The following is a 12,325-nucleotide window of genomic DNA, read 5'->3' on the forward strand; positions in this document are numbered from 1 at the left end:
CCATGCCGACCGACACCGACACCGACACCGACACCGACACCGACAGCCTCGCCGTCGCCCCGGACCCGGCCCCGGACCCGGACCCCGTGACCACGGCCGGGCTGCCGCCCGTGCCGTACGCGCCCCTGCTCGACGGCGTCCAGGTGGCGGTGCTCGCCCTCCCCCCGGGTGCCGAGCCCGCCGCGGCCCCCTGGACCCTGACCGCCCTCCCGGACGGCCTGCGCATGCTGGAGGTGGCGGCCGGCGGCGCCCCCGCCGAGATCCGCTTCTCCGTGCCGCTCGGCGACGCCGCCGGCTACTGGCACCCGCAGGGCGGCTGGCGCCGCACCCTGGTCGCCGACTGGGAGGGCAGGGCCGCGGTCTCCCTGGTCGACGGCCTCGCCGCGGGCTGCCTCTACGACCACTCCGGCGCCACCCGGCTCACCTTCGCCGCCGCCGACCCGGCCCCCGAAACCACCCTCCGCTTCGGGGTCTCCGAGGAGAACGACACCCACGTCGTGCACCTCCGGCTGCCCGCCGATCCCGCCCGCCGGACCCACCGGGTCCTGCTCGTCCCGAGCGCCCCCTCCGTGGCCGCCGCCCTGCGGCCGCTGCGCGCCTGGTACGCCCGCGCACTGCCCCCGATGCCGGTCCCCGAGGGCGCCCGCACCCCCGTCTACTCCACCTGGTACGCCTTCAACCAGGACGTCACCGCCGAGGAGGTCGAGGCCCAGGCCGCGCTCGCCGCCCCGCTGGGCTGCGGCACCCTCATCCTCGACGACGGCTGGCAGCGCCACGGCCACGGGCGGGGCTACACGGGCCTCGGCGACTGGCGGCCCGACCCCGTCAAGTTCCCCGACTTCACGGGCCACGTCGCCGCCGTCCGCGCCCTGGGCCTGCGCTACCTGGCCTGGACCGCCCCCCTGCTGCTCGGCCCGGGCGCCGACTGCCACGCCCGCTGGGCCCCGTACGCACCCGCCCCGGCGACCGTGCCCGGCGCCCACGTCCTCGACCCGCGCCGGCCCGAGGTCCGCCGCCACATCGTCGACGTGTGCACCCGCCTCGTCCGCGACCACGGACTGGACGGCCTGAAGCTCGACTTCCTCGACCAGGCCATGGTCTACGCGGGCGACGGCGGCGGCGACATCGGCCGGGCCATGGCCGGCCTGCTCGCCGAGGTCCGGGCCGCCCTGGAGGACGTACGCCCGGAAGGGCTGCTGCTGGAGCTCCGCCAGCCCTACACCGGCCCCGGCACCGCCCCCTTCGGGAACCTGCTGCGCTCCTACGACTGCCCGGCCGACGCCGCCGCAAACCGGGTCCGCACCCTCGACACCGCACTGCTCGCGGTCGGCGGCGCCGTCCACTCCGACATGCTGCTGTGGTCCGCGCAGGCACCCGTGGAAACGGTGGCCCGGCAGCTGATCGGCGCCCTGCACGCCGTCCCGCAGCTGTCGGTGCGCCTCGACCGGATCCCCGAGGCGCACCGCGCGGCCATCGGCTTCTGGCTGCGCCGCTGGCACGAGAACCGCGATCTGCTGCTCGACGGCGAGGTGGAGCCCGGCCGCCCCGACGAGCTGTACCCGCTGGTGCGGGCCACGGCCGGGGACCGCTGCCTGATCAGCGTGCACGGCGACCTGGTCGTCCCCCTCGACCCGGCCGCCCACCGCCGCGTGGAGCTGGTCAACGGGTCCGCCGGGGACCTGCTGACCCTCGCCGTGCGGGGCGGTCCGGCCGAGATCACCCGGGTGGTCCACGCCCCGGACGGCCGTATCATCGAGTCCACGTCGGCCCGGTACGGGGAAGGGCCGCACACCCTGGCCGTCCCCCGCGGCGGCCTGGCCTCGCTCACGATCACGGTCACGGAAGGACGGCGATGAGGGTCGGCATCACCGACATCGCGGCCCGCGCACAGGTCAGCGAGGCGACGGTCAGCCGGGTCATCAACCGCCGCCAGGGCGTGGCCCGCAAGACCCGGGACGCGGTCGAGCAGGCGATGGCCGAGCTCGGCTACGAGCGCACCACCCAGGGCCGGCTGGTGGCCGTGGTCACCGACCACGTGTCGAACCCCTTCTTCGCCGACGTCGCCGAGCGCATCGAGTCCGCCCTCGCCCCGCACGGCCTGAAGACGGTGCTCTGCCCGGCCTTCGCGGGCGGTGTGCAGGAGTACGACTTCGTGTCCTCCCTGGTGGACAAGGGCATCGCGGCCGTGGTCTTCCTGTCCGCGTCCAACACCGTCGAGGGCGCCGACACCGAGGCGTACGAGCTGCTGCGCCAGCGCCGGGTGCCGTACGTGGGCGTCAACGGCGAGTTCGCGGACGGGGTGGCGGTCCCGGTGTTCTCCACCGACGACCTGCTCGCCGCCGAGCTCGCCGTCGACCACCTGTACCGGCTGGGCCACCGCAGGATCGGCATGGCCTCCGGGCCGGCGGGCAACCGTCCCGCCGACCGGCGCGTCCAGGGCTTCCTGACGGCCATGGCGCGGCGCGGGATCGAGGACGCCGGGCGCTGGGTGATCCGCCAGTCGTACACGGTGGAGGGCGGACAGGCCGCCGTCGCACCCCTGCTGGAGCTCGGGGCCACCGCGGTCGTCGCCGCCAGTGACTGGATGGCTCTCGGGGCGATCCGCGGGATCCGCCGGCTGGGCCGCTCCGTCCCGGAGGACGTGTCGGTGGTCGGCTACGACGGCACGGGCGTCACCGAGTTCACCGACCCGCCGCTGACCACCGTCCGGCAGCCCGCCGACCGGCTGGCGCTGGAGGTCGGCCGCAGCGTGCTGGCGCTGGTCGGCAACCGGGACGTGCCCACCGGGGAGCTGCTGTTCGACCCCGAGCTGGTCGTCCGCGCCTCCACCGCCCCGGCACCCGCCACCGTTCCCGCTCCCGCCGGCGGCTGAGCGGCCGCCACCCGCCCGCGTATCCCCGTACCCCCGACAGATCAGGCGAGGACGTGTACAGGACCGTCACCGAACTCGCGGACGGCCGCGAGCTCATCTACTACGACAGCGCCCCCGGCCGGGACCGCCGCGCCCCGGACCGGCGACCGCTGGACCGCGTGGAGAGCGTTCCCGAGCTGCGCCGGGACCCGGCCACCGGCGACTGGGTCGCGATCGCCGCCCACCGGCAGTCCCGTATCCACCATCCGCCCGCGGACTCCTGCCCGCTCTGCCCCTCGCGGGAGGGCCGGGAGAGCGAGGTCCCGGCCGCCGACTACGAGGTGGCCGTCTTCGAGAACCGCTTCCCGTCCCTGTCCGGTCCGACCGGCCGCTGCGAGGTGGTGTGCTTCACTCCGGACCACGACGCCGGCTTCGCCGACCTCACCCCCGAGCGGGCCCGGCTGGTGCTGGACGCCTGGACCGACCGGACCGCCGCGCTGTCCGCCCGGCCCGGTGTGGTCCAGGTGTACTGCTTCGAGAACCGGGGCGCCGAGATCGGGGTGACCCTGCCCCATCCGCACGGCCAGATCTACGCGTTCACCGCCACCGCGCCGCGGACCGCCAAGCACCTCGCCGCCGCGGCCGCGCACCGTGCCGCGACCGGCCGGAACCTGTTCGAGGACCTGCTCGCCGAGGCCCGCGCGGCCACCGGGCGCGTGGTCCTCGCCGGGGAGCACTGGACCGCCTTCGTCCCGTACGCGGCACGCTGGCCGTACGAGGTGCACCTCTACCCGCACCGCCGGGTCCCCGACCTGACGGGGCTCACCGAGGCGGAGCGCGCCGAGTTCCCGGTCCTCTACCTGGACCTGCTGCGCCGCTTCGACCGCCTCTTCGGGCTGGACCGGCCCACCCCGTACATCGCCGCGTGGCACCAGGCCCCGCTCACCGGGGGCGGGGAACTCGCCCTGCACCTGGAGCTGTTCACCGTCCGGCGGACCGCCGACAAGCTCAAGTACCTGGCCGGGACCGAGTCCGGCATGGAGGCCTTCATGAACGACGTGGCCCCCGAGACGGCTGCGCAGCGCCTGCGGGAGGTGCGATGACCCCGGCCGCCGCGTCCGCAGCCGTGCGCGCGGGGTTCCGGCGGGTCCACGGCAGCGACCCTGAGGGGGTCTGGGCCGCGCCCGGCCGGGTCAACCTGATCGGCGAACACACCGACTACAACGACGGCTTCGCCCTGCCCATGGCGCTGCCGCAGGCCGCCGTGCTCGCCGCCCGCCGCCGCGAGGACGGCCTGCTGCGGCTGCACAGCGCCCAGGGCGACGGCCGGACCACCGAACTGCGGGTCGCGGGCCTCGCCCCGGGCGGAACGCCCGGCTGGACCCGCTACCCGGCCGGCGTGGTGTGGGCGCTGCGCGAGCGGGGCCTGCCGGTCGGCGGCGCCGACCTGCACCTGGACAGCTCGGTTCCCACGGGCGCCGGACTGTCCTCCTCCGCGGCCCTGGAGTGCGCGGTGGCCGTCGCGTACAACGACGTGTACGGGCTGGGCCTGTCCCGGCCGGAGCTGGCGCGGGTGGCCCAGTACGCCGAAAACGCCTACGCCGGGGTGCCCTGCGGGGTCATGGACCAGATGGCCTCGGTGTGCTGCACCGGCGGCCATGCGCTCCACCTCGACAGCCGCAGCCTGGAGGTGCGGCAGGTGCCCCTCGACCTCACCGGGCACGGGCTGCGCCTGCTGGTGCTCGACACCCGGGTCAAGCACGACCTCGCCGACGGGGCCTACGCGGCCCTGCGGGCCGGGTGCGAGCGGGCCGCCGGCCTGCTGGGCCTGCCCGCCCTGCGGGACCTGGCCGGGGCGGAGCTGCCCGCGACGCTGGTGCGGCTGCCCGCCGACCTCGTCCCGCTGGTCCGGCACGTGGTCACCGAGAACGCGCGGGTGGAGCGGGCCGTCGAGCGGCTGGCGGCGGGCGAACCCGAGGCCCTGGGCCCGCTGCTGACCGAGGGGCACGCCTCGCTCCGGGACGACTACCGGGTCTCCTGCCCGGAGACCGACCTGGCGGTGGAGGCCGCGGTCGCGGCGGGAGCGCTGGGCGCCCGGATGACCGGCGGCGGGTTCGGCGGTTCGGTGATCGCCCTGGTCCCGGCCGGGGATGCCGCGTCCGTGGCCCGGGCCGTGACGGACGCCTTCGCGGCGGCCGGCTTCGCGGCGCCGGCCGTGCTGGAGGCCGTACCGTCGCCCGGGGCCCGCCGGATCGGCTGACGGCCGGAGCTGCCGCATGCCCGGTCGGCCCGCTGCGGCTGCCCGGGCACGCCGACCGCTGCGCGGTCCGGCGCGCGGGCGTCGATTGGCGGGGCAACGGACTGAACCCGTACGGCCGTTCGCCCGTCCTGTAGCACGGGAGGCTCCCCCGCGCCTGCTGCCTCGCTTCGGCGTCGCCGGGTGGTCCCCCTCTCTTGCACTTCCCGCGCCGCGCACGTCGAGAGGTCCCCCCATGCCCGTGGTCCGTCACCCGTTCGGCATCCTGGCCCCCGTCGCACTGCCGCTGGACTTCACCCCCCGTCCGGCCCCCTGATCGCCCGGCTCCACGAGCCGGGAACACCGCACACCCCCCACTCCCCCACGCGAAGGCAGCCATGACACCGACCGACATCACCAGCGCCGTCAACGACCTGCTGTTCACCCCTGGCCTCGACCTCGACGAAGCCATCGACCGGCACTTCGCCCCGGACTACCGCCAGCGCACCAACGGTGAGTGGAGCGACCGCGCCGCCTTCACCCGGCACATGGCACGGCTGCGCTCCCTCGTCCGCAGCGGACACATCGAGGTCCACGAGGAACTCCGCGACGGCCTGCGGTACGCCGACCGCCACACCGTCACCCTCAGCCGCCACAAAGGCAGCACCTCCCGCACCGAGGTCTACCTCTTCGCGGAGATGGCCCCCGACGGCCGTTTCCGGCGTGTCGAGGAGACCACCCTCCTGGTCGACGGCCACGCCGACGACCGGAACCTCGGAACCATCAAGTGACGTGGAAACAGGGGGAGTCGGGAGCAGCAATGGCGTCCGTCGGGGAGAGACTGAGCAGAGCGCGCGTACGGGCCTTCATCGGCCGGGACGAGGAACTCGGGCGCTTCGGGGAGGCTTTGGCCGGTGATCCGCAGGCGCCGTTCGCGTTCTACGTGTGCGGGCCGGGCGGGATCGGGAAGTCGACGCTGCTGCGGCGCCTGGCGGACCACGCCCGGGCGGCGGGCCGGCTCCTCGTCGAACTCGACGGCCGGTTCGTCAGCCGGGACCCGGCCGATTTCGAGCGTGCTGCCGGCCCTTTCCTCGACGTTCCGGGCACGGTCCTGTTCGTGGACTCCTTCGAGCACTGCCAGTGGCTGGAGAGCTGGCTGTGGCACCACTTCCTGCCGCGCGCCGCGGACGACGCGCTGGTCGTGCTGGCCGGGCGGCGTGCTCCGCAGCCGCAGTGGACCGCCGACCCCGCCTGGTCCGGGCTCCTCCACGTCACCGAGCTGCAGCCGTTCTCGACGGAGCAGGCCCGGGACCTGCTGGTCGCGGCGGGGATCCGGCCCGAGTTGCGGGACCGGGTGCTGCGCTTCGCCGGCGGCAATCCGCTGGCCCTGTCCCTCGCGGCCTCGGCGGGGTCGCCGGGCTGCAGCGGGGAGGAAATGCTCTGGGCCCCTTCGGCGGACGTCCTGCGCACCCTGCTGGCGGGCTTGATCGGTGAGGTGCCCACGGCGGCCCACCGCCGGGCGCTGGAGGTGGCGGCACAGGCCCACTCGACGTCCGAGGAACTGCTCGCCGCGGTCCTGACCGGGGAGGACACCCATCTGCTCTTCTCCTGGCTGAGGGACCTGCCCTTCATGGAGTCCACGCCGCGGGGGCTCCACCCGCACGACGCCGCCCGTGAGACGCTCGTCGCCGACCTGCGCTGGCGTGCGCCCAACGCCTTCGAGACGATGCGCCGGCGCCTGTCGGACGAATACCTGCGGATCCTGCGCGAGGCGCCCGAGGACCGGGTGTGGACGGTCACCGACGACCTGTTCCACCTGTTCCGGGAAGGGAAGACCCTGGCCAGGCTGCGCACCTGGTCCCGCGAGGACGAGGTGCACGACCGTCCGCTGCGTCCGGACGACCTCGATGTCGTCCTGCGCATGGCCGAGGAGACCGAGGGCTCCGCCTCCGCGGAGCTGGTCCGCTACTGGGCGCGGCGCCAGCCGCAGGCCTTCAGCGTCTACCGCCTCGTGAGCACGGGCCGGATCGTGGCGTTCACGGCCCGGCTGGCACTGTCGGCCCCTCCCGACCCCCGGGACCTGGCCACCGACCCGGTCGTCGCCGCCGCATGGCAGTACACCGGTGCCGCTGCGCCGGTGAGACCCGGCGAGCACATCGGCATCAGCCGCTTCTCGATCTACCCCGAGCGGTACCAGGTCCCCTCGCGCGTCATCGACCTGAGCAGTTCCCGGGCCCATGCGGAGAGCGCCCGGGCCCGCGGGCGCGCGTACGGCTTCGCCGTCTTCCGGGACGCCGAGACCTGGGCCGAGCGCGTCCGGGGGACGCTCGTCGACACCGGGGCGCGCCCCCGGGTCGGTGCGCACACGTACGGGTTGTTCGGCGTCGACTGGCGCCAGGTGCCCGTGGAGGCGTGGCTCATGCGGTTCATATCGGCCACGGACGAGGCGGAGCCCGTCCGGTCGGGGCCGTCGCCCGTCTCGCGTTCCGCGTTCGACCAGGCCGTGCGTGAGGCGTTGGCGCACTGGCGTGATGCGAGTGCCTTCGCCGCCTGTGCCCTGATGCGGTCCCGTCTCGCGGCGGACCTCGGCGAGCCCGTCGGTGAGTTGCGTGCCCTGCTGCGCGGGGCCGCCGACGACCTCGCCCGTGACCCGCGCGGGGTGCGCGCCCGCGAGGCCCTGACCGCGGGCTACTTCTCCGGGGCGCCCACCCAGGAGGCCGCCGCCCGCCGGCTCGGCCTTCCGTACGGTACGTACCGCCGTCACCTGCGCCAGGGCCTGGACCTCCTCTGCGAAGCCCTGTGGCAGCAGGAGCTGCACGATCCGCGGTAGCCGCCGCGGACGCACGCCCCCGGCAGGGCCGGGTGGACAGGTGTGGACAGCCGTGGACAGTGCCCGTCCCGGTCGGGCCTGGAGAGTGGACAGCGTCCGGCACCAGTGTGTGCGCCATGAACGCAGCACGCACACAGACGGACCGGGCGGCACGCCGGGCTCCCCGGCCGGGGGCGGTGCTCGCGGCGCTCGCCGCGGCCCAGTTCACCGTCATGCTCGCCACGTCGATCGTCAACGTGGCGCTCCCGCAGATCCGTGCCGGGGCGGGCCTCTCGGACGGCGGGACCACCTGGGTGGTCAACGCCTACGGCCTGGCGTTCGGGGCGCTGCTCCTGGCGGGCGGACGGGTCGCCGACCTGTTCGGCCGCCGCCGGGTGCTGATCGCCGGGCTCGCCCTGTTCGCCCTGGCCTCGCTGGCGGCGGGACTCGCCGCCTCGGCCGGCGTACTGATCGCGGCGCGCGCCGTCCAGGGCCTCGGCGCCGCGGCCATCGCCCCGGCCTCGCTCGCCCTGGCAATGGGGCTGTTCCCGTCCGGGCCCGGGCGCGGCAGGGCGCTGGGCGTGTGGGGGGCGGTCTCCGGTGCGGGCGGGGCGGGTGGGGTCCTGCTGGGCGGTGCGCTCACCCAGGCGTGGGGCTGGCCCTGGATCTTCCACGCGGTCGCGCTCGGGTCGGGGCTGGTCCTCGCCGGCGTGGTGGCGCTCGTACCGGGTGCGGCCGGAGGGCAGCAGGCCGGGCGGTTCGACCTGCCGGGCACCGTCACCGTCACGCTGGCCCTGACCTGCCTGGTCTGGGGCCTGACCACGGCACGGGACACCGGCTGGGCCGACGCCCGGGTGCTGGGCGCCCTCGGCGCCGCCGCCGCGCTGCTGGCGGCCTTCGCCGTGATCGAGCGCCGCCGGCCGGACGCGCTGGTACCGCCGCGGCTGTTCACCACGGGCCGGGTCGCCGCGGGGAACCTGCTGATGGCTCTGCTGGGGTCCGTGTGGATCGCCCTGTTCTTCTTCCTGCCGCTCTACCAGCAGCAGGTCCTCGGCTCGGGCCCGCTGGCCACCGGCGCGGGGCAACTCCCCTTCGCCGCGGCGAACATGCTCGGCGCCTCCCTCGCCCCGCGCGTCCTGCGGCGCATCGGCGCCCCGGCGGCCGTGACCGCGGCCCTGCTCACCGAGGCCGCCGGACTGCTGTGGCTGTCCCGGATGAGCGCCGACGGCAGCTACGCCGCCGACGTCCTCGGCCCGAGCATCCTGGTCGGCCTGGGCCTGAGCGTCGCGTTCGTCCAGCTCACCGCGCTCGCCGTGGACGGCGTACCGCCGCAGGACGCGGGCCTGGCCGGCGGACTGGTGAACACCACCCGGCAGGTCGGCGGCGCGATCGGCCTGGCCGCCCTGACCACCCTGGCCGCCTCCGTCACCGCCCACGCAGCCGGCCACCGGCCCGCTCTGGAAGCCCTCACCGCCGGCTACCGCACCGCGTTCGCGGTCTCGGCCGCGGTCCTGGCCGCGACGGTGGTCCTCGCTCTGCTCCTCACCCGCGGCACCGGGGCGCGTACGGCCACCCCGTCCACCCGCCGGGCTTCCGGCCCGGCAACCTCCCGGCTCTCCCGACTGCGGCCGGACCGATAGCCGGCCGCGCACCACCCGCCCGTGTCATACCGACGACAGAAGGCACCACCATGGTCACCATCGACGAAACCGCTCCCGCCATCGTCCGGCTGAGCACCGTGATCGACGCCCCGCTCGCGACGGTGTGGGAGCTGCACACCGACATCGCCGCCTGGCCGTCCTGGAATCCGGACATCGACCGGGCGCGGCCCCACGGCCCGCTGGCGCCCGGCGGTTCCTTCAGCTGGAGCACCGGCGGTCTGGACATCACCTCCACCGTGCACGAACTGGTCCCCGGACAGTGCATCGTCTGGGGCGGCCCCGCCGGCGGCATCACCGGCGTCCACGTGTGGATGTTCGAGCAGGACGGCGACCGCGTCACCGTCCGCACCGAGGAGTCCTGGAGCGGCGCCCCGGTCGAGGCCGCGGCCGACGCGCTCGGCAAGGCCCTCCACGACTCGCTGAAGAGCTGGCTCTCCCACCTCAAGTCCCGCGCCGAACAGGCCGCCTGACCCATCCGCCGTACCCGTCCACCGAAGGAGATCCCTGCCGTGTCTGCCGCCACCACTGCCACCGCCGCTGCCGCCAAGCCGTACCTGACCGGCCACTACACCCCCGTCGTCGAGGAGGTCACCACCACCGAACTCACCGTGGAGGGCACGCTGCCGCCCGAGCTGACGGGCCGGCTGCTCCGCAACGGACACAACCCCAAGCCCGGCATCACGCCCACCCACTGGTTCAAGGGCAGCGGCATGGTCCACGGCATCCGCCTGCGCGACGGCCGCGCCGAGTGGTACCGCAACCGCTGGGTCCACACCCCCGCCCTCGACGGCGCCCCCTACATGACCGAGCACGGCCCCGACCTGACCGCCAGCACCGCCGGCACCCACGTCATCGAACACGGCGGACGCCTCCTGGCCCTGTGCGAGTCGAACTTCCCCTTCGAGCTCACCCCGGAGCTGGAGACGGTCGGCGCCCACGACTTCGACGGCAAGCTGCGCAGCGCGATGACCGCCCACCCCAAGGAAGACCCGCGAACCGGGGAGCTCCACTTCTTCGGGTCCTCGCCGTTCCCGCCGTTCCTGACGTACTACGTCTCGGACGCCAAGGGCCGGATCGTCCACGGCAGCGAGGTTCCGGGAGCCACCGCCGCGCTCAAGCACGACTTCGCCGTCACCCGCCGCCACGTCGTCTTCATGGAGGGCAACGTCACGTTCGACCCCGCCGAGCGCTCCGGCATCCCGTACGGCTGGAGTGACCGGCAGCCGGCCCGCATCGGTGTCATGCCGCGGGGAGACGACGGCTCCCGGCAGATCCGCTGGTTCTCCATCGAGCCGGGCAACATGCTGCACGTCTCCAACGCCTTCGAGGACGACCGGGGCCGCATCATCCTGGAAGGCCCCACCGTGGACCGCGAGGGCTTCCGGCTCTCCTGGAACTGGTGGGTCGGCGCACCCGGGCGCGGCAGCGAGCCCAACGCCCGCTCCTACACCCGCCGCTGGGTCGTCGACCTGACCGACGGCAGCGTCGGCGAGCAGATCATCGACGACCTGCCGGTGGAGTTCCCGACCCTCAACGAGGAGTACCTGGGCACCGAGAACCGCTACCAGTACGCCATCTCCTTCCCCGACGAGAAGGGCTTCGGCAGCTACGGCATCGTCAAGTACGACCGCACCACCGGCGCCCGCCGCATCCACCGGGTCGGTGACGCCCGCCTGCCCGGCGAGGCCGTCTTCGTCCCTGCCGCCCTTGCGACGTGCGAGGACGACGGCTATCTGCTGACCGTCGTCTCCGACCTCAAGCAGGACGCCTCGCAGCTGCTGGTCCTCGACGCCTCCGGCCTGAACCCGATCGCCACCGTGCACCTGCCCCACCGGGTGCCCGCGGGGGTCCACGGCTCCTGGGTGCCCGACAGCGCCCTGGAGGACACCGCGGGCTGACCGGGGGCTGCGCCTGCCGCCGTCCCGTCAGGTCACCGGTGGGGGATGCCGAAGCCGGCGGCGCGCAGCCTCTCCTCGACCAGCGCGGTCAACCGGGCCGAGGCCGGCCATTCGTCCTCCCGGTGGGAGTTGATCAGCCCGTACCGGGCGGCGGCGTCGGGCTGGGCGAGGAAGTCCGGCGACATGGCCAGCAGTTCGCGGTTGGCCAGCAGGTTGTCGGCCAGGGCGGACGCCAGCTCCTCGATGCGCGGGTCGTCCGCCGGCCAGGCCTCGGCCTCCCGGCAGCGCTTGGTCAGTTCGACGTACTCGGGGTCGTCCAGCCGGTGTTCGAGCTGGGGCAGCAGGCTGTCGAAGACCTCCGGCGCCAGTGCCCTGGCCAGCACCAGGGCTTCCCGCTGGCCGGCCGTGTACTCGGGGTCGAAGCCGAGATCGGCGAACCGGTCCAGGATCGCGAGAGCACGGCCGGGCAGCAGGAGCCGGTCGCCGTCGGTGAGCTGCCGCAGGGTGTCGCGGCGGGCGGTCAGCTCGGCGATCCGGTCGGTGAGCCGTTGCTCGACGTCGTCGAGCCCGGCGGCGAACTGCTCGGTGTCGGCGTCGAGCAGGGGCCCGACCTCGGCCAGCGGGACGCCGGCTGCGGCCAGGGTCCGGACCTGGATCAGCCGCAGCAGGTCGGCCGATCCGTACCGCCGGTATCCGGAGCTGTCGCGTCGTGGTTCGTCGATCAGGCCGTGCCGGTGGTAGTGCCGCACGGTCTTCACCGTGACGCCGGCGAATGCCGCTGCCTGGCCGATCGTGATGCCGCCGGTCGTCTTCCCCGTCATGTGCTGAGCCAACCTCCTGGTCGCGGGCGGCCGCAGGCGGTGGGGTACG

General features: G+C 74.8%; 10 protein-coding genes. 9 read left to right on the top strand and 1 reads right to left on the bottom strand.

Annotated features, from left to right (window positions below; genetic code table 11):
• The first annotated feature begins 2 nt into the window (after positions 1–2).
• The 9 genes from ACIQUT_RS26275 (at position 3) to ACIQUT_RS26315 (ending at position 11,455) form a co-directional block, all read left to right on the top strand.
• A complete protein-coding gene (locus ACIQUT_RS26275; RefSeq protein WP_403566186.1) occupies positions 3–1,856 on the top strand; it encodes a glycoside hydrolase family 36 protein in 1,854 nt (617 codons plus the stop codon).
• Complete coding sequence (locus ACIQUT_RS26280; protein ID WP_403566188.1) at positions 1,853–2,872, top strand: LacI family DNA-binding transcriptional regulator; 1,020 nt, start codon at positions 1,853–1,855, stop codon at positions 2,870–2,872. The genes ACIQUT_RS26275 and ACIQUT_RS26280 overlap by 4 nt, the downstream gene beginning before the upstream one ends.
• Positions 2,873–2,925: 53 nt before the next feature.
• Entirely contained in the window at positions 2,926–3,954 is a 1,029-nt protein-coding gene (gene galT, locus ACIQUT_RS26285; protein ID WP_403566189.1) for a galactose-1-phosphate uridylyltransferase, read from the top strand.
• Positions 3,951–5,111, top strand: coding sequence for a galactokinase (gene galK / locus ACIQUT_RS26290; protein WP_403566190.1), 1,161 nt, complete (start codon positions 3,951–3,953; stop codon positions 5,109–5,111). Before galT ends, galK begins: the two co-directional genes overlap by 4 nt.
• A gap of 374 nt (positions 5,112–5,485) precedes the next feature.
• Positions 5,486–5,878: a nuclear transport factor 2 family protein gene (locus tag ACIQUT_RS26295; protein WP_403566192.1), complete on the top strand. Its 393-nt coding sequence runs from the start codon at positions 5,486–5,488 to the stop codon at positions 5,876–5,878.
• A 29-nt stretch (positions 5,879–5,907) separates the two neighbouring features.
• On the top strand, positions 5,908–7,917 hold the full coding sequence (locus ACIQUT_RS26300) for an ATP-binding protein (RefSeq protein ID WP_403566194.1): 2,010 nt from the start codon (positions 5,908–5,910) through the stop codon (positions 7,915–7,917).
• A 116-nt stretch (positions 7,918–8,033) separates the two neighbouring features.
• Positions 8,034–9,536, top strand: coding sequence for an MFS transporter (locus ACIQUT_RS26305; RefSeq protein WP_403566196.1), 1,503 nt, complete (start codon positions 8,034–8,036; stop codon positions 9,534–9,536).
• 50 nt (positions 9,537–9,586) lie between these two features.
• Complete coding sequence (locus ACIQUT_RS26310; RefSeq protein WP_403566198.1) at positions 9,587–10,027, top strand: SRPBCC family protein; 441 nt, start codon at positions 9,587–9,589, stop codon at positions 10,025–10,027.
• A gap of 39 nt (positions 10,028–10,066) precedes the next feature.
• Positions 10,067–11,455, top strand: a complete 1,389-nt coding sequence (locus ACIQUT_RS26315; protein ID WP_403566199.1) for a carotenoid oxygenase family protein — start codon at positions 10,067–10,069, stop codon at positions 11,453–11,455.
• 32 nt (positions 11,456–11,487) lie between these two features.
• Here the strand turns inward: ACIQUT_RS26315 and ACIQUT_RS26320 are convergent, their stop codons facing one another.
• Positions 11,488–12,276, bottom strand: coding sequence for a MerR family transcriptional regulator (locus tag ACIQUT_RS26320; protein WP_403566202.1), 789 nt, complete (start codon positions 12,274–12,276; stop codon positions 11,488–11,490).
• Positions 12,277–12,325: the final 49 nt, after the last annotated feature.

Source organism: Streptomyces sp. NPDC090445, assembly GCF_044769385.1.
Classification (GTDB): domain Bacteria; phylum Actinomycetota; class Actinomycetes; order Streptomycetales; family Streptomycetaceae; genus Streptomyces.